Below are 23523 nucleotides of genomic sequence, written 5' to 3'. Positions count from 1 at the left end.
TTTTCAGGCCCCGCTCTTCCCGGAACCCTGCCCCTCCCATGACGTTGCCGAGTTGCCAAGGGCCGCTGAGCAGAAAAATATCAGCCATGGCAGCGACATATAAACATCTAGATAAAAAACTCAAATCCTAATTAAAGCTTGCCACCCGCCGGGCCGATGACTAGCCGCGAATCCAGCGGTCGCTGGGTGCGGAATCGTCTGGGTATCAGCGGGCTGAAAGAGTCCATCTGACATCGACCAGGAAGACGGCTCTGCCATTACCGTGACGCCAATCTTTGGCCGATACCCGAGGACTACCCCATCAAACGCTCGACACTGACTCGCTCGCTACTCTTCACGGGGGCCGCACTGACGGCCGTGACACTCAGCGGCTGCGCGACGACCCGCGGCCCCGGGCTGGGAACGGCGCTGGACGCCTCCACCACCGCCTACGCCCTGGATCACGGATATACAGAGGCCAACCCGATACTCTCGCCCATCGGCGATCCGTACCTGTCAGCGCTGGCGGTCATTGGGGTGAAGCAAGGCATCAAGTATTCGCTGCATGAATATGCTGGCGTCGATGAGGCATGCGCCCATTACGGCGTGGAAACGGCCGCCATGGGGGCGGGCGGCTGGAACCTGGCCGTGCTGGCGGGCGCCGCGACGGGGCCCGGTCTGATCGCGGGACTGCTGCTCGGGGCCGGTTACTGGCTGTGGGCCGACGGCGAGGAAGCCTGCCGTTGATCTCAGCTCTGGACGGACCGTCAGACGTTCACGCCGCAGTCTCTCCTTCATCGCCGGTGGCGTGCCCGCGGGCGATATCCCGATGGCTGATCACGACCACATCTCTGGGCCACCATTCCGGATGCTCGTCGCGGATGAAGGCGAGCAACTTCTCTCTGACACTGACTTCGGCGGCCCAACCCGAAAGCGGATCGACCGTCATCAGATAGCAGGTCACGGTCTGCGCCGGACCGGTCTGGTCGGTCACGCAGCAGAGCAGCTTGTGATGCTCGATGACGTTGTCTTCCGCCTTGGCGTACTCGAGGAACTTGTCCCGCAGAATCGAGATATCAGCGCTCAGATGTAGCGTCAGCGCCAGACTCCGGTACTCCTTGGTGCTCTTGGAGGAGAGATTCTCGAACGCTTTCGACGCGAAATAGGTGACCGGCACGATCAGCCGTCGCTCGTTCCAGAGTCGCAGCCGAATATGGGTGTAGAAGATTCCCTCGACGTAACACCACTGGCCTTCGAACATCACCAGATCGCCGACCCGGATCGGTTTCGCCAAGGACAGCTGGAACGACGACAGAATATTGCCGAGCACGGCCTGACCCGCCACACCCACCAGCACCGCGAGCACGCTGGCCGAAGCCAGAATCGACAGCCCCATCGTCTCGAAGAGCTGAATCTGCCCCAGCACGTAGAGCGTGACCGCCGTCACCAGAATCAGAATGATGATCCGGCGCACCGCGTAGAGCGTGGTCAGCAGTTTGCGATCGTCCTGGGGCTTGGAATCGTCGATCTGGCCGGCAAGACGCCGCGTCATCTTCAGCATCATGGTATCGACCAGACGCAACCCGACGGCCCCGGTGCCCCAGGCCAGAATCGCGATCAGCACGACTCGCAGCGTAATGGTGGCCGCCGCCGAAAAGGAGACGACGTAATCGAGCAGCGCCTGCGTCAGCAGCGACATCACGATGAGCGCCACAGGCCCGCGAATCTGCTTGGCGAAGATGCTCGGCGAGCCGGAAGGCAACCAGCGCGTCACGACTTCGATCAGCCGGTAGACGCCCTTGCCGATCAGCGCGATGCCCAGCAGCACCAGCGGGATGGCGATCCACTCCCAGATACGGAGCAAGCCGAAGGAGTGCTTGAGGCTTTCGGGGATATGGCGCTCGAATGCCCGCGGGCCATACTCTTCATAGAGCGGCGGGATCGCTGCCACGCTTTCGGGCTTGATCAGCCAGACCGGCTCCTCGTTCCCGACCTGATAGCGACCCAGCCGGATGTCGTAGGTGTCGCCATCTGCCTCGAGAGACGCCAGCTCGATATCCCGGCGCGGCTCGCCGGCATGAGGGCTCTCTCCGGTAGGATCCTCGATGGCAGCATCCTGACGCCCCGACAGACGGGAAATCCGGATCGACTTGCCCCGCTGAAATATCTCGGAGAGCTGCTGCGCCAGTTCGGCGCCCCTTCCGCGCTGCTCCGCCGGTGTCAGATCGGCCAGATTGAGGAGATGTGCCGCCGCCTCGAAGTCGCCCTTGTCGGTCAGGTCGCGAAAGCTGCGCATCGCTTCCCGGGGCGTTCTGAGAGAAACGGATCCCGACGCCTGGCTCAGCCCGGCGTTGAGCGAATCGACCCGGTACCACTGTTGGCCGCCCTCGTCCTGCGACTGCGCCATACACAGGCCGGAAACCAGCAATATCGATACGGCCACCAACCATTGCCGCCATGAGCCCATTCTTTTCATCCGCGCGTCACCGATCCCGTGAATCGTCCATGTATCTCAGTCGGATCATCCCGCCTTCGCCGGGGCGCGTCCATCACGTGGGTCAATCCCGCGTGCGGGATCGCCTCGACAATCAACCGCGCCCTTGGCGCCGGCAGCGCTCGGAACAGTAGACAACGTTCTCCCAGTCGCGCGCCCACTTCTTGCGCCAAGTGAAAGATCGCTGGCAAACGGGACAAACCTTGGTCGGCAGATTGGGCTTTTGATGGGACATAACGCTTCGCATGTCGGTTAATCGGTAGCGATCCTGTGTCGCACTATCATGACCGCAGGAGTTTGCACTGACGCCCGCTTGCCCGCCAGTCGACTACACTGCAGTCGGGCACTCTGATATTCGCGCTGCGGATCCCCTGCTCGAGCGACGTCTGCGACCGACCGCAAAAGGAATTTGCCATGATAGCCACTGCCGAACGACCCGTCCGAACCGGGCCGAATCCACTCCATGGAATGTTGCTTGCCGGCGCCTTTCCCCTATTCCTGGGGGCCGCCCTGAGCGACTACATGTACTCGACGAGCTTTGAAATACTGTGGAGCACCTTCTCTTCCTGGCTGATTGCCGGCGGGCTGGTTTTCTGTGGCTTTGCGATGATCTGCGCACTGATCGGGATCTTTAGACCCGCCGGTAGTCGCGGCCTTTCCGTACTCTACTTCGTGTTGTTGCTGGTGACCTGGGTTCTCGGCTTCATCAATGCACTGGTCCACGCCAGGGACGCCTGGGCGATGATGCCGACCGGGTTGATCCTGTCAGTCGTCGTCGCCGTGCTTTCCCTTATCGCCATCTGGATCGGATTCACCAGCCGCAAGACCGGAGGTCATTCATGAGACACATCAACCGATCTGCCCGCATGCGTTACGCCGCACCGCTTTCGATCCTGTTGCTGGCCGGCGGCGCTAACGCCGCTGAAGGGGAGCCGCAATACGGCGCCAACCCAGAGCTGCCCGACCCGCAGCGGGGGCTTCTGCCCAACATGGGCGTGCCCGAAAAGGCGCCCTGGGATGACAAGCTGCCGACGGTGCCGGATGGCTACAGCATCAAGGCCATCGCCACCGACCTCAAGATCCCACGCCAGACGCTGGTGCTGCCGAACGGCGATATTCTGGTCGCCGAGGGCAGTGGCGGTCACGCCCCCAAGACGAAGCCGAAAGATTTCATCGCCGGCGTGATCAAGGCCAAGGGCAAGAGTTCGGTCAAGGGCGGCGATCGATTGACGCTGCTGCGCGACAGCGATGGGGACGGCACCTACGAGGAACAGACGGTCTTCGCCGACGGCCTCGACGCGCCCTACGGCCTCGCCTTGGTCGATGACGAACTCTACGTCGCCAACCAAGGCTCGCTCGTCCGGTTCGATTACCAGGAAGGTCAGACCGAGGCCAGCGGCGACCCCGAAGTCGTGACCCCGCTTCCCGAGAAGATCAACCACCACTGGACCAAGTCGCTGGCGGCAAGTCCGGATGGCCAGACGCTCTACGTGGGTATCGGCTCCAACAGCAACATCACCGAGCGCGGCATGGAAGCCGAAGTCGACCGGGCCGAAATCTGGGCGATCGACGCCGAGACCGGCGCACATCGCGCCTACGCCACCGGCGTACGTAACCCCACGGCGCTGGCGATGCAGCCGAACACGGATCGACTTTGGGCCGTCGCCAACGAGCGCGACGAGCTAGGCCCCGAGCTGGTTCCCGACTATCTCACGTCGATCCAGGAAGGCGGTTTCTACGGCTGGCCCTACAGCTACTGGGGGCAGCACGTCGACCCGCGGGTGAAGCCGCAAGATCCGGACAAAGTGAAATCGGCCATCGCACCCGACTACAGCTTGAGCTCGCACGTTGCCCCGCTCGGCCTCGCCTTCTCGACCGAAGCCGTCGGCGGTGAATTTACTGACGGCGCGTTCGTCGGCGAGCACGGCAGCTGGAACCGAGCGGATCCGAGGGGCTACAAGGTGGTGTTCGTACCGTTCCAGAACGGCGAACCGGCTGGTGATCCCATCGACTTCGTCTCCGGCTTCCTCACCGATGATGGCCGCACCCGTGGCCGCCCGGTCGGCGTGACCGTGGCGCCGGATGGCTCGGTGATCATCGCCGACGATCTAACCAACGCGGTGTGGCGTGTCACGCGGGACGGTGCCGGCTCGTCGCAGGGCCAAGGCACAACCGCCGGGACCTCCGCCACGGCGACGGATAACGCAGCGCCCTCTGATAGTGAATCCACAGGGGAGAACGATGACGCGGCTGACGAAGCGTCTGTACAGCCCAATAAGGATGCGACCGGGGGAGAATCCGAGATGCCGAAGGAAGGATACTCCGGCGTCAACCAGGGGTCCGGCTCCAACCAGGAGTCCGACTCCAACTGAACCAGTCGTCATTTCACGATGACTTGATGCAGTAATGCGTTAGCACGACACCCCGACGGGATCCCTCTCTCGGGGTGTTTTTATTGATCTCCGCACTTCTCATCCCGCCGGCCCGAACGTCTCGAAATCGATCCGATTCGCATTGACACCAAGATCCTCCAGCCCGGCGCTGATCTCGGCGAGAAACCGGGCCGGGCCGCAGAGCAGATAGCTCGCCTCTGGCCCCGCGCCGAGTTCGAGCAGAGAGTCTGCGATGATTCGCCCTTCGATGTCGTAATCGACACCTGCCGTGTCATTCGGGCGCGGTGCACTATAGAAGATACGTCGTGTCACGCTGTCGGATTGGGCCAACAATGCCCCGACCTCGGCCTGGAAGGCGTGCGTCGCGCCGTTACGCGTGGCGTGCACGAACCAGACCGGTGGCCCTTCGTTCTCCGCTTCCGCTACCACCGCGTGCAGCATGGCCAGCATTGGCGTGACCCCTACCCCGGCGCTGACCAGCAACAGCGGCCCTCGCCGGGACGGCAAGACGAACTCCCCCGACGGCGGGCGTGCCGCGATTCGGTCGCCGATCGCGATTCCGTCGTGAAGGAAACGCGACGCTGTGCCCCGCTCCTCGCGCTTGACGCTGATGCGGTAGGTCCCGTCGGTTGGCGATCCCGAGAGCGAGTAGCTGCGACCGACCCGACCCGAATGCTGGGGAATATCCAGTTCGACCGCCAGATGCTGGCCGGCCTGGAATGGCGGCAGCGCGCCACCCTCGGGCTCGGCCAGGTAGAAAGAGGTGATCTGGTCGCTTTCTGCCACCTTGTCGATGACCGTCAGCCGCAGCGGGGCCTCGTCTTCCCGACGCCATCGAAGGGCCAGCGTGGCCGGCCGATCGACGACCTGCTCGACGCTCACCTCGATCCAGCGCTTGGCGTTCGGATCGAGGCTCTCTCCCTGGCTCTCCTGCGGAGCCCAGTCGATGCGGGCCCGGCCAGTGATCTGCAGCAGGCCGCCGGTTTCGAAATCGACGAACAGCAGTCCCACCCGGGGATCCTGAATCAGGTTGCCGAGGGTGTTGAAGAAGTTGTTGCCGGCGTAGTCCGGGATCCGCAGCGTTCCGGTCTCGGTCACTTGTACGAAGCCGGGCTCGCCGCCGCGATGAGAGGCGTCGTAACCCCGGCTCGCGCCTGGCTCCCGGTTCGAATCGTGGGCCGAACCGGGATCGGAAACAGAGCCGGAGACGGAGCCGATGAAGAAGGTATCAGCCGCGGCGATTCGCGCACGCTGCCCGCTATCGAGTCGCTCGGAGACGGCGGCGGCCGGCGCGGCCCCGGACGCGACGCGCCGCCACACGCGCTCGCGGATGTACTGTGGGCAGTTGCCGAAGCTCTGTTGCACCTCGACGACCAAACGCCCCTGCGCTGATCGAACCACTCCGTTGAGCCGGTTGCGGCGACGCGTTGCCAGCTCGATACCGAGCAGGCCCACATCCACCCCGGCCACGACTGCCGAGGCTAGCGGGTCCTGGGCATCGGGCGCAGCTGCCATCGTCAGCGTCCGCGCATCGGGCGTCTCGATGAAACCCTCGTCGCCCTCCAGCAGCGTGACCCAGGTGCGCCCCCGCGCATCGCCGGCGGCCATGACGATGAACGGCAACTGAGCGAAGAACTCGCGATGCTGCTCGGGCATGTGGTCACGGATGAAGCTGCCGGCCGAACTGGCCAGACTTTCCACGCCGGCGCGCCGCTGCGCTTCGAGCTCGCCTTGGTGGAACGGCGTCTCCTGGAGAGTCGTCTCTTGGGAAAGCATCGTTTCGCGTGTCATGACCGACCTCCGTCCGAACGTCCTCGATTCAGGCCAGCACCGGCGAGCGCGCCATGCCGATGAAGCGGGGCAGCGCCTCGATACGCGCTAGCCAGGCCCGGACGTGCGGATAGGGATCGAGACTCACGCCGCCCTCCGGGGCGTGGGCGATATAGCTGTAGCCGGCGATATCGGCCAGCGTCGGCCGGTCGGCTACCAGCCAGTCGCGGCCGTCGAGATGGGCGTCCATCATCACGAAAAGTTTATGCGCCTTGGTCTTCGCCGCCTCATGATCGAGCGCGGCACCGAACACGGTGACGAGGCGCGCGGCGCAGGGGCCGGCGGCGATTTCGCCCGCCGCAATCGAGAGCCAGCGCTGCACCTGAGCTTTTTCGAGCGGCTCGTTGCCGATCCAGAGGGCAGGATCACCGTAACGCTCGACCAGATAAGTGATGATGGCGTTGGAATCCGCCAGCGTGATGCCGTTGTCCTCGATCGCCGGCACCTGCCCCAGCGGGCTGAGCTTCAGATAGGCGGGCTCGCGGTGAGCGCCGTTGGCCATGTCGAGATCGACGGTGTCGTAGGGTACCTCCAGCAGGGCCAGCATCAGCTCGACGCGGTGGCAATGGCCCGACTTGGGGTTGCGATAAAGCTGTACGGGCTGATCGGTAAGGGCGTTGGTTTTAAGGTCGGCGTTCGACATGACAGGCTCCCTCATGGCGATGATGATCGGGTGATCGGAGCCGTCACTCTAGAACCACTTGGATTACGAAAGAATAGGCGTATTTTGAAAGGAACTATTTTATATTCTGAAATTATCACTCCTCTCGAGCCAAGCTGGACATCATGGACCGCCTCCAGGCCCTCAACGTTTTCGTCGCCGTTGCCGAAGCCGAGAGCTTCGCCAGAGGAGCCCGCGCCACCGGGCTCAGCGCACCCTCCGCCACGCGAGCCATCAACACCCTCGAGACCACCCTCGGCGCACGGCTTTTCACCCGCTCGACACGACAGGTCAGGTTGACCGAAGCCGGCCGGGCCTATCTCGGGGAAGTGCGCGACATCCTCGCGCATCTGCAAGCCGCCGACGACATGGCCTCGGGCGCGGCCAACACGCCGGTCGGACAGCTGCGAATCACCTGTCCGCAAGAGTTCGGGCGAATCCATGTCGCGCCGCTTCTGACCAAGTTCCTCGACCAGCATCCCCGGGTTCGCGCCGACGTATTGATGGTCGACCGCATCGTCAACCTGGTCGAGGAAGGCCTGGATATCGCCGTGCGTATCGGCCACCTGCCCTCATCCGAGCTCTCCGCCGTCCGGATCGGCCAAGTTCGCCGCGTCATCTGCGGCTCGCCGGACTATTTCGCCACGCGGGGTCGCCCGCAGACGCCGAGCGATCTCGTTTCTCATCGGATGGTTGCGAGTGGATCAACGCCTCCCCTCGACGAGTGGCGACTTGGGCGGGAAGGAACACAGAGCATCAGGGTGAATCCTCGACTCACGGTCACCAGCGTAGCCGCATCCATCGATATCGCCAGACGAGGCTGGGGCCTGTGCCGCGTGCTCTCTTACCAGGTTGGGCCCGATCTTGAGTCCGGCGATCTCCAGGCCGTGCTGGAGGAATACGAACCCGCCCCGTTGCCGATCCATTTCGTACATGTCGAAGGGCGCCGAGCTGCGGCAAAAGTCCGAGCGTTCATAGACTTCGCAGCACCGCGACTGCGCCAGATCGAGGGTTTGCGTTGAGGTCAAAGAGGAGCCGACCAAAACGATGGCCCATCTTCGAACTTGGGCGAGTCCCCGGATGATGCCGGCTTTCAGGCTTACCGCCACCCTCACCGCGCCCTTCGCCATCTCCCATTGCCCTAAAACTTACGTCGCTATGCCCTGACCCATAGGGTGATCAGCAGCGATGCAAGCAGCATGATGACGGCCCCAGCTATGAATACACCAGTGATGCCACTAACGCTGAACATGGCACCGCCCGCAGCAGCCCCCACTGCGATGGAAGACTGCACCGACGCGACCACCATGCCGCCAGCACTCTCTGTCTGATCCGGCACGGCATTCGCTACCCAGTTGGACCATGCAACCGGTACACCACCGAATGCCATTCCCCAGAAGGCGACCAGTAGCGCTTGGCTCATGACCGAGGAAGGCAGTAACACCAGCGCCAATGCAGATACACCAACCAGTAGTGGCATCAGCACCAGAGCCCCTCTCAAACTGTGTTCCATCAACCAACCGGTCAGCAGCGTTCCCATAAAGTTCGCCACGCCGAACCCCAGCAGCATGAGTGCGAGGGCATCCGATCCGACACCTGTCGTACTTTCCAGAAAGGGGCGAATGTAGGTGAACAAAGCAAAATGGCCGGTGTGAGCCAGTATGCAACCCAACATGCCCACGCCAATTCCCGGCCGACTCAACACTTCCAGTACGGTTTGTAACCGGGCGGTTCTTCTGGGTGTCATTCGAGGGAGCGTGAACCACTGGAAGACGAGCGTTATCATGCCGACCGCAGCTGCCGCCAGAAAGGCACTACGCCAGCCATAGAGCCCGCCCATATAGCTGCCAAGCGGTACAGCCACGACCGTTCCCACAGCGATGCCACTGAAGATAATCGATAAAGCGCGTGGCAGCAGCGCCGCTGGCACTAACCGCATGGCCACCGCCGCTGCCATGCTCCAGAAGCCGCCAAGGGCGATTCCCAGGAAAACCCGCATGATCAAGAGAACGGTCAAACTGGAAGACAGGGCGACCAGCAAATTCGAAACGATCATCATCATGGTGAAGCCCAGCAACACCAAACGTCGGTCGATGCGACGCGTGAGCCTTGGAACCAATAAACCGGCAAAGAGCGCCACCACCGCAGTTACCGTTACGGCTTGCCCCGCCATCGATTCTGACACCTCAAGCGCAGAAGCCATCGGCGTCAACAAACTGGCAGGCAGGTACTCTGCAGTTAGTAACCCAAATACCCCCATCGCCAGAGAAAACACTGCCATCCAGGCTGGTGAGGTAGGCTCTGTCTCGATCGCTCGCTCCAGGTTGGCGTCAGATACCGCACCGCATGCACTGCTACTCATCAGAGAATATCCCTTGGAGTTCATGATGAGCGGCAGTCTATGATCGGAGCACAGGATGATCCATGACACCAAACCCTAACTTTTTGATCGAAACCCCGGAGGTGGTTACCACTATGGCAACGACAGATCCTATTGCCCTCTCCTCCGATCTCATCAGCGAAATGCTCACCGGCATGCGCTTGAGAGGCGTCCAGTACCGGCGCATTCAGACAGGATCTTCATTTGGTTTCAGCTTTGAAGCCAGGCCTAACCACGCCCATTTTTACTTCCTCGCGGTCGGCTCCGCCCTATTGCGCACTGAAGATGGCACGCTGTATGAGCTGTCAGCGGGCAATGCTGTGCTGATGCCGCATGGCACCGCACATCAGTTGCTATCCGGCCTTGATCTCGCGATTCAGGACATCTCCAGCTTCGAGGTGGCATCTCTCGGTGATGCGGTTGGCGCCATCGATATCTGTCCCAGTCAGCAGGAAACACCCGGCGCGATTCTCTTTCACGGCTGCATGGAGTTCGATCTTGGTGGCATGCAGGGCCTGAGCCGGCTGATGCCCGACGTGATGATGGTCGATGCCACGGGGCAGCGATATCCCGATCTCGTGTCTATCCTCACCTCCATGAAACGTGAAATCTGCTCTGGACGGGTTGGGTTCGCCGGTGTCCTCGCCCGGCTCGCCGACGTGGTGGCCACGATGGTCGTCCGCGGATGGGTGGAATGCGGCTGCGATAATGCCGCGGGGCTGGTGGCCGCGCTGCGCGATCCCAGATTGGCTATGGGCATCCTCGCGTTACATCGGGACCCTACCCACAACTGGAGCGTGGGAGAGCTGGCAGCCAAATGCCATATTTCTCGTTCGGTCTTCGCTGAGCGTTTTCAAGCCACCATCGGCACGCCACCGCTGCGTTATGCCACAGAGCTGCGAATGCAGCTAGCCGGCCAGTGGCTGACTCAAGACAGGCTTCATATTGAAGACGTGGCGCTGCGTCTCGGTTATCACTCGCAGGCAGCCTTTAGCCGCGCCTATAAGCGCGTCACCGGACAACCTCCGGGGGCCAGTCGCAAGAAGCATCGTTTAGCGTCGTGACCCGTTTGGTTCATGATCAACCAGCCGGCGCGTAAAGCGAGCTGCTGTCCTCAACCTATCAGGGGACGATGCAGCGACAAACGCCAGTCAGAACGCCGCTGTATCGGGCTCCGCGACCGCAGGGCGCTGCTCGCTCTTCAGCTCTTTCGCGACCGATTCCAGATGATCGGCGCTGATATCCGCCGGCGAATGGGCGCCGATAAGCGTCATGGTCACGCGCATGTCGGCGGCGATCAGCTCGAGCAGATGCGAGACGCCCCGCTCACCTTCGGCCGCCAGCGCGTAGGCGTAAGCGCGGCCGAGCAGCACCCCTTTCGCGCCCAGCGCCAGCATCCTGACCACATCGAGACCGGAGCGAACGCCGGAATCCGCCAGCACCGTCAGTTCGTCCCCGACCGCCTCGACGATACGTGGCAGCGCCTGGGCGGTGGGGATCGCGCCGTCGAGCTGGCGCCCGCCGTGATTGGAGACGATGATCCCATCGGCTCCCATGCGTACCGCATCCCGCGCATCTTCCTTGTCCAGCAGCCCCTTGATAATCAGGTTGCCCTTCCAGCTATCCCGAATCCACTCCAGCTCGCTCCAACTGATGGAGGGGTCGAAGTTCTTGGCCAGGAAACCCATGTAGTCGTCCATGTTCATCTGGCGACCGGTATACGCTTCGATATTGCCGAACGACAGCGGCTTGCCCTTGAATGCGACATCGAATGCCCATCGGGGATGCATCAAGGCCTGAGCGGCCTGACGAAGTTTGGCGTGAGGACCGGACATACCGGAGTGGCGGTCGCGATAGCGCGAGCCCGGCAGCGGCATGTCCACCGTGAACACCAGCGTCTTCATGCCGGCTGCCCAGGCGCGCTCCAGCGCGTTCTCCATGAACCCGCGATCCTTGAGCACATAGAGCTGGGACCAGAGCTCACCCCGGGCGCCTTTCGCGACCTCCTCGATCGAGCAGACCGACACCGTCGAGAGCGTGTAGGGAATACCGGCTTTCTCGGCCGCGCGCGCCGCCTGCACTTCACCGCGACGGGCATACATCCCGGTGGCGCCGACCGGCGCCAGTGCGACGGGCATCTCCCAGCGGCTGCCGAGCACCTGGGTTTCCAACGTCGGCGTACCGCCGCCCTGCAGCACTCGCTGACGCAGCGGAATGGCCTGCAGTGCCTCGACGTTGCCGCGCATGGTGCTTTCGGTCACCGCCCCGCCGTCAAGATAATCGAACAGGAAACGAGGCACACGACGCTGGGCGGCGCGCCGGTAATCGGAAGGACCTGAAATGATCATGGATTCGCCTTACTCTCGGTTCGGGAGCGGTGAAAGAGACGCTCGATGCGGGGGTGATGAAAAAGACGCTCGGTTCGGGAGCGATGAAAGAAACGCTCGCCGCAGACAGCGATGAGAAAGAGAGCGTTCGAACGTAGCGTATCAACTCCTCTCGCAGAAAAGCGGGAGGAGATATCGAGACTTTAGTCGAACACCGTCAGCCGACGCGCTTCTTCGACGGATACCTGGCGCCTTCGCTGCTGCAAGGGGCAAACATGCGTTGTCCCTTCAACTCGGGCATGCTGGATACATCAACGATCCATCGACATCAGCCGCAAACCGGACAGGTAAGGAGCGCCCATGACGCAGCAAGCGAACCTCACGCGCCAAGCGCTTTACGAACGCGCTCAGCAGCGTGATATCCCGGGGCGTTCTTCGATGAGCAAGGCGGAACTGGCGGCCGCACTCGAACGCGATTTGCCCCAGAACACAGACCCGGTTGCCGCGACACGCTACGAGACTTTTCGCCGGTTGGCGGAAGCGGTGGCTGCCGGTGAATTCGTGCTACGTCCGCGGGCGCTGACTGGCTTCGAGCGGCGCCAGCATGTGCGCCAGACACTACGCGAGGACCATCAAACGCGTATTGCGACCCATGCCGAAGGTGCCGATCTCAAGTTCGCCAAGCTGTCGGACTCGCTGTTCTCGTTCTTTCGTGGCACGGCATTGCTGTTCTATCGCGACATGGCCGGCGACGACGCCTGGATGCCGACCGTGCTGGCGCTGGGCGACGTTCACCCCGAAAACTTCGGCGTCATGCCCAATGCCGACAACGTACCGATCTTCTCGGTCAACGATTTCGACGAAGCCTATTACGCGCCATTCACCTGGGATCTCAAGCGTGGCGCCACCGGCTTCATGATTGCCGCGAAAACCGAAGGCGCACTCAAGCGCAAACACCAGATCAAGATCGTGCGCCATTTCGTCAACGGCTACATCAGGAAGATGGAGCGCTTGGCCCGCGAAGGCAATGAACAGAAAGGAGAGATGCGCTTCGACAACGCCCCCAAGCTGATTCGCAAGCTGTTCGAGGACGCCGACGAGAACCGCGCCGACTGGCTTGCCGATGACTATCTCGACGAGAGCCGCCGCGGGTTCCGCCCGACCAAGAAGCTGGTACCGATCTCGTCGCGCCGGGACGAGTTCCAGGCGATAACCGACCGGCTGATCGAGGAGAACCACATCGACGTGCCGGCACGGGCCCGAGGGCGAGATAAGAATGGTATGCACGTGAAGGACGTAGCGATACGTCTCGACCAGGGCACCGCCTCGCTGGGGCTCAACCGCTACTACGTGCTGATCGAAGGCCCACAACGTGACGGAACGGATGACCTGATCATCGAGTACAAGCAGGCCCGGCGATCCGCCCTTTCCTGCTTGGTACCGCCTTCCGTCTACGAGATGGACACGCTTGCCGAACGCATCAGCCACGCCCAGGCCGTCCATCTCGTGCGCGGCGATGTCTTCTATGGTCATGCTCGCTTCGACGGGCAGAGCTACATGTCGCGGGAGCGCGCCCCGTTCCGGGACGATATCGACCTCGACGATCTCTCCAAGAGCGAGTGGAAGGAGTACGCCCGTATCTGCGGCGGGGTGCTCGCCCGCGTGCACGCCCTCTCCGATGAGTCCGGCAGGATCGACTACGACGTCGAGCCTGCAATCGTCGACGCCATCGGCCCGTCGGCACTGTTCATCGAAGACATGGTGGAATTTGCCATCGAATCCGCCGACCGCGTGCGCCGCGATCACGCGATATTCCGCGAGGATCACGCCCGCGGCGCGTTCGAGCATCTGGACTGGGTGCATCGGTGAGATGACACCGATGCGCGGCGGCCCACCGGTGTCATCGAACGAGTAAGGATTCCTGAGCAGTTCGATTTGGCGTTGGCACCGTCAACCGAGAACCGTCGAGAATTCCTCGGTCGTTCGTGGAGCATTCCATGCCGGTGACAATCAGCTCGGCTGAAATGGAGGCATTCACGCTTCGCTCGATGACACCGGCCGCCAATTTCCGGCTCCACCTCAACCCAGCAGCAGATCGCCCTCGATGGGGATGAACTGGCTGGCGGCATTGATGAGGGAGTTGGCGGTGAGCCGGGGTACGCCATAAACCTCGACGCGCTTGCCGTGCACCTCGCGAATCTTCCGCGCCAGCAGGTCGAAGTCGCCGTCGCCGGAGGCCAGCACGATGACGTCCGCCCGGGCCGCGAACTCGATGGCATCGAGCGTGATGCCCACGTCCCAGTCGCCCTTGGCGGAGCCATCCGCACGCTGGATGAATGGCTTCAGCTTCACCTCGAAGCCAATGCTGCGCAGGGTGTTCTGAAAGCCGCGCTGCTTGGGATCATTTTTGTCAGTGGCGTAGCAGCGGGCGGTCAGCACCTCGCGGCCCGCCGTCGCCCGCGCCCAGAAGCAGCGATAGTCGAACTGCTTGGCGTAGGCGTCGCGCACGGTGTAGTAGACGTTCTGGGTGTCGACGAAGATGGCAACGGTGGTCATGGCAGGGGTTTCCGAAAACGCTTGAAGGCCGGTGCCGGCAACGTGTTGCCAACCACCGGCCAGAGTCTTGATGACCACCGCCGCGTCTTTCGCCGCCTGGAACCCCGCTATCGAGCCGCGAGCTCCTTCCGAACGATCTCCGCGCCAGCACTCAGAGCGCTGAGCTTGCCTTGGGCCACCCGGCGAGACAAGGGCGTCATGCCACAATTGGTACACGGGTAGAGCTTGTCGGCATCGACGAACTTGAGCGCCTTGCGCAGCGTCTCGGCGACCTCTTCCGGCGTTTCGATGGTGTTGGTGGCCACGTCGATCGCCCCGACCATCACCTTCTTGCCGCGGATCAGTTCGATCAGCTCCATCGGCACATGGGAGTTCTGGCACTCCAGCGAGACGATATCGATGTTCGACGCCTGCAGCTTGGGGAAGATCTCTTCGTACTGGCGCCACTCCGACCCCAATGTCTTCTTCCAGTCCGTGTTGGCCTTGATGCCGTAGCCGTAGCAAATATGCACGGCGTTCTCGCACTCGACGCCTTCGATGGCTTTTTCCAGCGCGGCGATGCCCCAGTCGTTCACCTCGTCGAAGAAGACGTTGAAGGCCGGCTCATCGAACTGAATGATATCCACGCCGGCGGCGGCCAGGTCGCGGGCTTCGTGGTTGAGGATCTTGGCGAATTCCCAGGCCAACTTTTCGCGGCTCTTGTAGTGGCCATCAAAGAGCGTATCGACCATGGTCATGGGGCCCGGTAGCGCCCACTTGATCGGCTGGTCGGTTTGCTGGCGCAGGAATTTGGCATCTTCGACAAACACCGGCTTTTCGCGCGCCACGGGGCCGACCACCGAAGGAACGCTGGCGTCATAGCGGTCGCGGATCTTGACGATCTCGCGCTGCTCGAAATCGACGCCGCTCAAGTGCTCGATGAAGGTCGTGACAAAGTGCTGACGGGTCTGTTCGCCGTCGCTGACGATATCGATCCCGGCCCGCCGCTGATCGTGCAGGCAGACCCGCAACGCATCCCGCTTGCCCTCGGCCAGCTCCTCGTCCTGCAGTTTCCACGGCGACCAGAGCGTCTCGGGCTGGGCCAGCCAGGCGGGCTTGGGCAGGCTACCGGCCGTCGACGTGGGCAACAAAGTCTTCATACAAAATGACCTTAATAACGGGTTGATCAAAGAATGTCGTTGTAACGGGTTGACCAAAAAGAGTCGTTGGAACGGGTCGATCAAAGGGAATAGTTGGCCGACCACTGCTCGAGCACATGGCGGTAGGGCTTGATGAAGTGCCGCTCGGTGAACTTGCCCTGCTCGACGGCCAACTGACCGCGCTCTTCGCGGTCGTAGACGATACGCGTCAGCGAGTAGTCCTGATGCTTCAGGCTGGGCTGGTAGATCTTGCCCGCCAACGAATTGGCGTTGTAGATCTCGGGACGATAGATCTTCTGGAACGTCTCCATCGTGCTGATGGCGCTGATCAGCTCGAGATCGGTGTAATCGGCCAGCAGATCGCCGGAGAAATAGAACGCCAGCGGCGCGACCGCATGCGGCGGCATGAAGTAGCGCACCTGCAGGCCCATCTTGCCGAAGTAGAAATCCGTCAGCGAGGACTCGTCGTTCTCGTACTCCACGCCCAGCACCGGGTGGCGATTGTCGGTCTGGCGATAGACCTTGCTGCTGGAGACGCTGAGGCAGATGACCGGCGCCTTGCTGAAGGAAGCCCGGTACGCATCGGAGTCGACGAAGCGCTTGAACAGCTTGCCGTGCAGGTCGCCGAACCCCTCCGGGATGCCGAATTCGGCTCGATCCTGGTTGTGCTCCGAGAGCCAGACGCTGAAGTCGTAGTCGCGCACGTAGGAGGAGAAGTTGTTCCCTACCATGCCCGGAATACGCTTGCCGGTCTGCTTGTCGATGATCGTCGTCTTGAGCATCTCGATCGCGGGGAAGGTGTCATCCTCGTCCTCGGCCCCCACGCTCAGCTCACCGGTGATGATGTCGAGCTCGACGGCGTAGCGATCCGCCTTGGGGTTGTCCCAATGTGCCAGCGCGTTGAAACGGTTATCGATCATCGTCAGGGTATTGCGCAGGTTTTCCTCGCGACGACCCCCTCTTGCCAGGTTGGCGAAGTTGGTCGTAGTTCGCGTGTTCTTGGCCGGACGGTAATGCTCGTCGAACCGCACGCTCTTGATATCGAATGTGAAATCGTGACTCATCGCGAACAGGCACCCTGGTAATAGAGAGGCGCTGGTACCGTCAGAAGGCCCAGCGCCCGTCAATGCAATATCTGACGTATCGACCGACAGGCCCATGGCGGCTGTCAGCGAAGCGGATGCGCTCTTTATGCCAGAGCCTGTGGATGCATGAAAAGCGATATGATTTCACCCGAACATGAGTCAGGCTCATGATGCGGTATGAGGCAGGTGTTGGTGTGGCTTCAGTATCAGGGACAGATCTGCATCGAACGTAATACCCAAGTCCCAATCGCCCCCTAACGGAGCTGCTCCAGCGAATTCGCCTCGAAGCGCTGCTGATGCAGCATCCAGCCCTGATTGAGATGTTCTCGGAGAACTCGCGTCGCCCATTAGTGGATACGAACCGCATATCGAGAATTGACGCGGTATATGACAGAGATGATGGCATCGAGGTAGTAGTGCTGGACTTTACGGCGCACCGCACGGCGACCTTCCTGTCGAACTAATAAGAAACCCTTAGTAGTTGCCTTCTCGGCCAACTCCTCGTCATTGAAGATGTTCTTGAGGTGCATCAGCACGTTCTCGGGCGTGGTCTCGAATACCTCGCCCATCTGCCGCTGCGTCAGCCATACGGTCTCGCGCCCTTCATCCAGGCACACGCCCACCGTCTCTCGGCATCTTCGTAAATCAGAATTTGTGGTTGTTCGCTCATGTTGGCTTGATCCAGATGCGTTTAGCGTCAATGGACCATATCACGCACTCTTTGACGAATCCGCCGCCAGAGACCAGGATCACCACGTTCCAGTCGCCTTTGGCGGAGCCAGCATCAGGCGGGGGAAGAGTCGTTGGCGAGACTCAGCTCATGACAACCATCACCACCAACACGACCGTCAGCAGCAGCAGGTAGACCCCTGCATGAACGCGATCGGGAATGCGCCCGATCCATCGCGACGCCAGGCGGATACCGAGCCATGACCCCAGCGCGAGCATCAGCAAGGCGCGCAGATCCACATACCCGGCATACCAGACGCCCAGCGGGGTATCGCCGGCCGACAACAGCACATAAGTCGCGGTGCCACTGATAGCCATGGGCAACGACAACGGATTGGCCATCGCCGTCGCCGCCGTCATACTGGCGCCTCTGCGACGCATCAGCGGCACGGTCATCACGCTCCCGCCCACGCCCAGAAGGGCGGCGACCATGCCGATGAAGATGCCTGTCATCCCCGTCGTCAGGCGGCCCATGGGGCGAACCTCCCCATTCGCCCGATGCAGGAAGCCCGGCCGCAGGATGGCATCCACGATCGTGATCGCCAGATAGCCGACGAACATCCAACGCACCCACTCCCCGCTCAACGATACCGCCGCTGCCGCGCCGAGCACGGCACCGATGGCGATATAACCGACCAGCGGACGCACCAGACGCCATTGCACGGTCCGCCGCCGGTGGTGACGCCATGTCGATAGAGAGGCAGCAAAGATCATCAACGCGGTCGAAGTGGCCACCGCGATATGCATGGCCGCTTGGCCGGCCGCGCTATCCGGCCCATGGATAGCAATCAACAAGGTAACCATCAAGGGAACGACGACGAAGCCACCACCGAAACCGAACAGCACCGTGGTCACGCCGGCCAGCCCGCCGCAGAGAAGCAATACGCTATACACCGGAACACTCCTGAGGAACCCAACGACAGGAACGATATTCCGATAAGAAGTGGCCGACATTCGCCCGTTGGCCAATAATCGTCGTATTTCGGCCACGCTGATGACTATGCTTAATATCCCACTGGCGGACGTGGATCATGTCGCCCGGCTCGTCGTGGCCATCGGCACCGACTACAGCTCCGGCACCCTGCTCGACTTTCATACCCATCGCCGCGCCCAGTTTCTCTACGGCATGACAGGCTTGATGGAAGTGAATACCGATAACGGCACCTGGATGGTACCGCCCTACAGCGGTGTCTGGTTGCCGGCAGGCAAGCGCCACCGGGTGCGGATGAACGGCGTCAGTACTCGCAGCCTGTATATCGAACCGGTTGCGGCGCCACGCCCCTCACCCAGTTGCGAAGTGCTGGTCGTGGCGCCGCTGCTGCATCAGCTGCTGCTGGCCTCCGCCAACATGCCCGCGCTCTATGACGAGAGCGGCCGCGATGGCGCCCTCGCCCAGCTCCTGCTGTACGAGCTGCACCTGGCGCCGTCGCTGCCGCTGTTTGCGCCTCTGCCCCAGGCTCCCGAACTAGCGGGCCTTTGCAGAGACTTTCTCGCCCAGCCGCATATTCATAGCTTGCCCGAAGACTGGGCGCGGCAACTGCACCGCAGCCAACGCACCTTCAACCGCCTGTTCCGTCAGCAGGCCGGCATGTCATTCGGCGAATGGCGCCAGCAGGCCTGCCTGATGGCCGCCATTCCCAGACTGCTATCGGGCAGTTCCGTTACCCGAACCGCGTTGGAACTCGGCTACGACAGCCCCGGCGCCTTCTCCAGCATGTTTCGCAAGGTGCTCGGTCAATCCCCGACCAGCTTTGTCCGCGCGGCTACTCGTCAGGAGGAGGAATTGCCCGGCCGTTGCTGATGCAGGAGAAGCCGAGGACCAGGCCATTGCGGACATGCGTAATTTGACGTGACTCTTCGCAAGAACTATCCGGAATTTCCGGATAGTTAGCCTCGCTTCAGTTCCTCGAGCCGCAAATCACATCAAAATTATTGGCATTAGAGCTACTAGCGCTGGTAACAGAACTGTTAAAAAACCGACCACAACAAATAATCTTCGAAGCAATATCCGCTCATCAATTGGCGTAGCGTTACCCATAATCATCGCGCCCCCGACATGAACCGGGCTTATCGTTGTAGTCGACCCAATCAATCCGATCGCAATGAGCATACCCATACCGGCAGAGGGCATATTATGCGTCGCTGTCAGTGCCAAAGGAGCTGCAATCGTAAGTACAGCTAGGGTAGACGAATCGATATTTCCAAGTACTGCCGTGAGGTAGATGATGAGTAGCACGCTCACGATGGGGGCCATCGAGCCTTGAAGTAAGGTCGCTAGTGTATCTATCGTTCCTAGTTGACCAAGCAGGCTGATGTATATCAGCAAACCAGACAGCAGCAGAATAACAGACCAAGGTACTGCGCTGACAATTGCCTTTTCGCTCGGGCGGAAAATTAATTGCAAGGCCAAGGAAAGCGATAAAGCGACCAGGCCAATGTCAAGAGGAAAAATCGCAACCAGACCGACAAAAATCAAAATAGCGGCCAGTGACGTGTAGCGATAAGCTTTTTTACCGGTTGTAATATCGACCAAAGAGGCCCCAGCATTGTGTGCTTGGTAAGCATTCTTAGAACTATCGCAAGATTCCATGTGGTGACCGAGCCGCCGCCCCATTTTCGGTAGGATCACGCTGGCTACTAGTGCGAGTAATAGTTGTATGGCTAGAATGGCACCAAAGAGTATCCATGGGTTATAAGCAAGCCCCGCTTGTTGCGCTGCCGCCCGAAACGCGGCGCCATAAGGACTTATGGGTGAGAATGCGCCCGAAGTAGCTCCCCATACACCCAAAATTGCTATAGTCATATAATCAATACCACTCGATCGCGCAAGCTTCGCGGCAACAGGTGTGACAATAGCCACGACCGCACCGGGAAAGCCACCCGCGCTCGACAGCACAGCACCAAGTATAAACGGTACCCACATGAGAATTCCGGTTCTCTCGCCGACAATTCTTAACACCCAGCCGAGTAGCCATTCGATTGCACCGCTACGCTCACCATGAGCGAAAAGCATCGTAACGCCAATGATCAGCAAGCACAGATCGGCCGGAAAATTCGTAAGGTAGTTATCTGGCGGGATATGTGCCACGGCACCTATTACGAATGCCGCAGCGAAAGCTAATATTCCAAGATTGACTGAGCGCCATATCGAAACACTAACGGCGACTGCAAGCAGCACGATTGAACCGAGCTGTATGGGGGACATGCTTCACTCCTCTCATAATTTAGAATAGGGCCGAAAACACCCATGAACTCATTGACTCCAGAACTACTCAGCGCTTAAACGCACATATGCTCTAATTCTGGCACTTGTTTAAACGCCTTCTGTTAACCAGATTTTGAGCAAGGCATTCTCTCCGAACACCCCATGCGACATCCTCCTACTCCGCTTTCAGAGACCATCAACAGATCGCTGTCGACAGTAGGAGGATGGCGGTCACTATCCCTGTTGCACTGGTACGATTGATATAGTACCTTAGTGGTACGATTGATTGCGTACCTATGTGAGAGATCTAGATGAATCAAGAACTTACAGTCCCCGACATGAATGATGTCTCGCTTAGCGAGGTCCTTAAGGCACTAGCAGACAAGGGCCGGCGAGGCGTCATTCTCGATTTAATGAACCGTTCGTCTGAGGAACATCCATGCTCTTCTTTCGAACTGCCAAAGGCTAAGTCCACGCGAACACACCACTGGCGAGTTTTGCGCGAAGCGGGATTGATCACACAGCGCGAAGCTGGTAATGGGAGTTTTGTGCGGTTGCGGGCGCACGAATTCGAAGAATGTTTTCCCGGCCTGCTACAATCGATTCGGGATGCCAATAAGAACTGCGTTTAAATATAGAGACCGATCATTCAAACCGTTTAACATAGACTTTATGGGGAAAATTAAAATGCCGGCAGCACAAGTATTGACTAACCAATCCAGTAAGATAGCGCGCGCTGAAGTGCGATTAATCGATATACCTTTGGAATCCGCACGCGGCGGTTCCGGTGCAACGCAACTTCAAGTAGCTATCGTTACGGTAACGGATAAGGATGGAGCCTCTGGGACGGGATATACCTATACCTTGGGGCCGGGAATGGCTGCGATAGTTGCGCTGCTTGAGGAGCTGCATCTTCCTGCAATTGTCGGGATGGAAACTGATCAATGGGATCAGGAATGGTATCGGATGCGTGATATCACCCATCGGCTGGGCGATAGCGTGCCATTACTCGCCACATCGGCGGTCGATATCGCAATATGGGATTTACGTGCGATGCGGCAGGGGATGCCTCTGTACCGTCTCCTGGGGTCACAGCGAGAGCAAGTACCCGTTTACGGCAGCGGGCGGGCAACGCACACCATGACGACCGCGCAACTCATCGAGGGGGCGGTTTCGTATGTGGAAGAGGGGTTTTCAGCCGTCAAGCTTAGAATCGGCGCCCGGCGCCCGGAAGAGGATCTTAGCCGCGTTGCCGCTGTACGAAAGGCAGTGGGTGACGATGCCGGCATCATGATCGATGCCAATGAACGGTTGGACCTGCCCACTGCACAGTGGTTTGCACCGAGGCTAGTTGAATTGGGAGTACGCTGGTTCGAAGAACCGCTTAAATCTCGGCATCTCGATGCATACCGTGTCCTCAATGCGGGAGTTACGCCACCTTTGGCCATTGGAGAACATATTCTCGGTTTGAGCGCTTTTTCGAACTATGCAGGAGTGGCATCAGTTTGGATGCCAGATGTACCGCTGACTGGCGGCGTTTCCGAATTTCGTAGAATTGATGCGCTTGCCGAAGCGCATGGGATGGTCGTGACACCTCATTTTTTACCCGAGCTACATGTACACATGGTCGCGGCCGGCCGAGCGACGACTTGGCTAGAGCATTTCCCGTTACTCGATGAATTGTTATCTGAGACACTCGAGATCAAGGAGGGCTGGGCGACGCCACCTGATCGCCCGGGCCATGGATTGAGATGGGACCAAGAAAAAATTGAGAGGTTCACGGTACGGTGTGAAAAATTCGGTTCTTAATAGAGAAACTGGATGGTTTTTATACCTTATATTCGTGGACAATAAAGATAGGGTTGTTGATATACACTAACCTTGTTCGGTGCAGAAGAATTAATTATTTATAGCATTCGAATTAGTATGTCCGCCAGGAGAGTCAATCATGAGAATTGGGATTATTGGTGCGGGAGGCGTTGGCGGTTATTTTGGCGCAAGGTGGGCTGCAGCCGGCCATGATGTTACTTTCGTCGCCCGCGGCTACCATTTGGCTGCGTTACAAAACAATGGTTTAATGGTGTACAGCCCACGAGGCGACCTCAAGATCAATTCGTTTACTGCCGTTGAGAATCTTGACGACGCACCGGATTTGGATCTGGTTATCATTGCCGTCAAGCTTTGGTCCACAGAACAGGTTGCACGCGCGGTGCGTGCACGTGCCGAAAAAGGTACGGCTATTGTGTCGTTTCAAAACGGAGTGACACAATATGATATTCTGCAGCGCGAACTACCCGAAGCTTCGCTTTTCGGCGGGGTAGCATTTATTTCTGCCACGATTGAAGCGCCAGGAGTGATCCGTCACCACAATGAGTTACAGGCCTTAAGTTTTGGTGAATTTGGCGGTCACGAAACCGAACGCGTAAAGGCGTTCAAATCAGCATGCGACGATGCGGTTATCAACGCCGAAATATCCGCGGATATTGAATCAGCGCTTTGGCAGAAGTTCGTTTTTCTCACCGGGCTATCAGGCACGACAGCAGCTATGCGCCAGCCAATTGGTCCAATTCTTGAGAATAGCCAAACACGAACGGCGGTCTCAAGTTCCAAGTGCAACGCTATTGAAGGGTGCTCGGTCCGCCGACGGATTTCTTGAGCACCTCGGCGTAGACTTCCAGTGGGGTTCGCCAGTCCAACGTCTGGCGAGGCCTTGTGTTCAGTGAGTCGGCGATCTCATCGAGCTCT

At 60.0% G+C, this 23523-nt stretch carries 22 protein-coding genes and 1 pseudogene; 10 read left to right on the top strand and 13 right to left on the bottom strand.

All coding sequences use genetic code 11. The annotated features are described in order from the left end of the window. Positions 1 to 357 precede the first annotated feature (357 nt). Positions 358 to 726, top strand: coding sequence for a hypothetical protein (locus tag ACUN9V_RS00115; protein WP_075562478.1), 369 nt, complete (start codon positions 358 to 360; stop codon positions 724 to 726). Positions 727 to 754: 28 nt separating this feature from the next. Here ACUN9V_RS00115 and ACUN9V_RS00110 read toward each other — a convergent pair whose 3' ends face one another. Both ACUN9V_RS00110 and ACUN9V_RS00105 read right to left on the bottom strand, forming a co-directional pair. After that, a complete protein-coding gene (locus ACUN9V_RS00110) occupies positions 755 to 2455 on the bottom strand; it encodes a mechanosensitive ion channel family protein (protein ID WP_445509873.1) in 1701 nt (566 codons plus the stop codon). A 112-nt stretch (positions 2456 to 2567) separates the two neighbouring features. Next, positions 2568 to 2708, bottom strand: a complete 141-nt coding sequence (locus ACUN9V_RS00105; RefSeq protein WP_445509872.1) for a DUF2256 domain-containing protein — start codon at positions 2706 to 2708, stop codon at positions 2568 to 2570. A gap of 179 nt (positions 2709 to 2887) precedes the next feature. Here ACUN9V_RS00105 and ACUN9V_RS00100 point away from each other — a divergent pair, with 179 nt between their 5' ends. After that, positions 2888 to 3316, top strand: a complete 429-nt coding sequence (locus ACUN9V_RS00100) for a DUF2231 domain-containing protein (protein ID WP_439285979.1) — start codon at positions 2888 to 2890, stop codon at positions 3314 to 3316. A gap of 23 nt (positions 3317 to 3339) precedes the next feature. Further along, on the top strand, positions 3340 to 4845 hold the full coding sequence (locus ACUN9V_RS00095; RefSeq protein ID WP_445510350.1) for a PQQ-dependent sugar dehydrogenase: 1506 nt from the start codon (positions 3340 to 3342) through the stop codon (positions 4843 to 4845). A gap of 99 nt (positions 4846 to 4944) precedes the next feature. Here the strand turns inward: ACUN9V_RS00095 and ACUN9V_RS00090 are convergent, their stop codons facing one another. Together ACUN9V_RS00090 and ACUN9V_RS00085 are read right to left on the bottom strand one after the other, a co-directional pair. Further along, on the bottom strand, positions 4945 to 6657 hold the full coding sequence (locus ACUN9V_RS00090; RefSeq protein WP_445509871.1) for an FAD-binding oxidoreductase: 1713 nt from the start codon (positions 6655 to 6657) through the stop codon (positions 4945 to 4947). A gap of 28 nt (positions 6658 to 6685) precedes the next feature. Beyond that, a complete protein-coding gene (locus tag ACUN9V_RS00085) occupies positions 6686 to 7339 on the bottom strand; it encodes a glutathione S-transferase family protein (protein WP_445509870.1) in 654 nt (217 codons plus the stop codon). A gap of 143 nt (positions 7340 to 7482) precedes the next feature. On the opposite strand from ACUN9V_RS00085, the gene ACUN9V_RS00080 reads away from it, so the two are divergent. Continuing rightward, positions 7483 to 8379: a LysR family transcriptional regulator gene (locus ACUN9V_RS00080; RefSeq protein ID WP_445509869.1), complete on the top strand. Its 897-nt coding sequence runs from the start codon at positions 7483 to 7485 to the stop codon at positions 8377 to 8379. 134 nt (positions 8380 to 8513) lie between these two features. Here ACUN9V_RS00080 and ACUN9V_RS00075 read toward each other — a convergent pair whose 3' ends face one another. After that, complete coding sequence (locus ACUN9V_RS00075) at positions 8514 to 9719, bottom strand: MFS transporter (RefSeq protein ID WP_110657164.1); 1206 nt, start codon at positions 9717 to 9719, stop codon at positions 8514 to 8516. 62 nt (positions 9720 to 9781) lie between these two features. On the opposite strand from ACUN9V_RS00075, the gene ACUN9V_RS00070 reads away from it, so the two are divergent. Then, positions 9782 to 10801 carry an AraC family transcriptional regulator gene (locus ACUN9V_RS00070; RefSeq protein WP_445509868.1) on the top strand — a complete coding sequence of 340 codons (1020 nt, stop codon included), beginning with the start codon at positions 9782 to 9784 and terminating at the stop codon, positions 10799 to 10801. A gap of 87 nt (positions 10802 to 10888) precedes the next feature. On the opposite strand, the gene lldD is transcribed toward ACUN9V_RS00070, so the two are convergent. Further along, the gene (gene lldD / locus ACUN9V_RS00065) at positions 10889 to 12085 is read right to left on the bottom strand and encodes an FMN-dependent L-lactate dehydrogenase LldD (protein ID WP_445509867.1); all 1197 of its coding nucleotides are present in this window, start codon (positions 12083 to 12085) and stop codon (positions 10889 to 10891) included. A 339-nt stretch (positions 12086 to 12424) separates the two neighbouring features. On the opposite strand from lldD, the gene ACUN9V_RS00060 reads away from it, so the two are divergent. Further along, on the top strand, positions 12425 to 13933 hold the full coding sequence (locus ACUN9V_RS00060) for a DUF2252 domain-containing protein (RefSeq protein WP_445509866.1): 1509 nt from the start codon (positions 12425 to 12427) through the stop codon (positions 13931 to 13933). Positions 13934 to 14143: 210 nt separating this feature from the next. On the opposite strand, the gene ACUN9V_RS00055 is transcribed toward ACUN9V_RS00060, so the two are convergent. The 5 genes from ACUN9V_RS00055 to ACUN9V_RS00035 form a co-directional block, all read right to left on the bottom strand. Further along, entirely contained in the window at positions 14144 to 14620 is a 477-nt protein-coding gene (locus ACUN9V_RS00055; RefSeq protein ID WP_445510349.1) for an NYN domain-containing protein, read from the bottom strand. Between the two features lie 107 nt (positions 14621 to 14727). Beyond that, positions 14728 to 15759 carry a methionine synthase gene (locus tag ACUN9V_RS00050; protein ID WP_445509865.1) on the bottom strand — a complete coding sequence of 344 codons (1032 nt, stop codon included), beginning with the start codon at positions 15757 to 15759 and terminating at the stop codon, positions 14728 to 14730. 80 nt (positions 15760 to 15839) lie between these two features. After that, a complete protein-coding gene (locus ACUN9V_RS00045; protein ID WP_445509864.1) occupies positions 15840 to 16823 on the bottom strand; it encodes a DUF1852 domain-containing protein in 984 nt (327 codons plus the stop codon). A gap of 368 nt (positions 16824 to 17191) precedes the next feature. Beyond that, positions 17192 to 17461: a RhuM family protein gene (gene rhuM / locus ACUN9V_RS00040; protein ID WP_445509863.1), complete on the bottom strand. Its 270-nt coding sequence runs from the start codon at positions 17459 to 17461 to the stop codon at positions 17192 to 17194. A 196-nt stretch (positions 17462 to 17657) separates the two neighbouring features. Then, a complete protein-coding gene (locus tag ACUN9V_RS00035) occupies positions 17658 to 18467 on the bottom strand; it encodes a sulfite exporter TauE/SafE family protein (protein ID WP_445509862.1) in 810 nt (269 codons plus the stop codon). Positions 18468 to 18567: 100 nt separating this feature from the next. On the opposite strand from ACUN9V_RS00035, the gene ACUN9V_RS00030 reads away from it, so the two are divergent. Beyond that, complete coding sequence (locus tag ACUN9V_RS00030; RefSeq protein ID WP_445509861.1) at positions 18568 to 19374, top strand: AraC family transcriptional regulator; 807 nt, start codon at positions 18568 to 18570, stop codon at positions 19372 to 19374. Between the two features lie 117 nt (positions 19375 to 19491). Here ACUN9V_RS00030 and ACUN9V_RS00025 read toward each other — a convergent pair whose 3' ends face one another. After that, positions 19492 to 20778, bottom strand: a complete 1287-nt coding sequence (locus ACUN9V_RS00025; RefSeq protein ID WP_445509860.1) for an SLC13 family permease — start codon at positions 20776 to 20778, stop codon at positions 19492 to 19494. Positions 20779 to 21089: 311 nt separating this feature from the next. On the opposite strand from ACUN9V_RS00025, the gene ACUN9V_RS00020 reads away from it, so the two are divergent. From ACUN9V_RS00020 to ACUN9V_RS00010, 3 genes are all read left to right on the top strand, one after another. Then, positions 21090 to 21410 (top strand): ArsR/SmtB family transcription factor, encoded by a 321-nt coding sequence (locus tag ACUN9V_RS00020; RefSeq protein WP_445509859.1) that lies wholly within the window; start codon positions 21090 to 21092, stop codon positions 21408 to 21410. A gap of 55 nt (positions 21411 to 21465) precedes the next feature. Then, complete coding sequence (locus tag ACUN9V_RS00015; protein ID WP_445509858.1) at positions 21466 to 22587, top strand: mandelate racemase/muconate lactonizing enzyme family protein; 1122 nt, start codon at positions 21466 to 21468, stop codon at positions 22585 to 22587. Positions 22588 to 22726: 139 nt separating this feature from the next. Next, positions 22727 to 23434: a ketopantoate reductase family protein gene (locus ACUN9V_RS00010; protein ID WP_445509857.1), complete on the top strand. Its 708-nt coding sequence runs from the start codon at positions 22727 to 22729 to the stop codon at positions 23432 to 23434. On the opposite strand, the pseudogene ACUN9V_RS00005 reads toward ACUN9V_RS00010, so the two are convergent. Continuing rightward, positions 23397 to 23523 (bottom strand): annotated as a pseudogene (locus tag ACUN9V_RS00005) (IS30 family transposase); the annotation flags it as partial. The gene ACUN9V_RS00010 and the pseudogene ACUN9V_RS00005 overlap by 38 nt on opposite strands.

It is taken from the genome of Salinicola sp. V024 (genome assembly GCF_052645315.1).
This window is presented reverse-complemented; position numbering and strand designations above follow the sequence as displayed.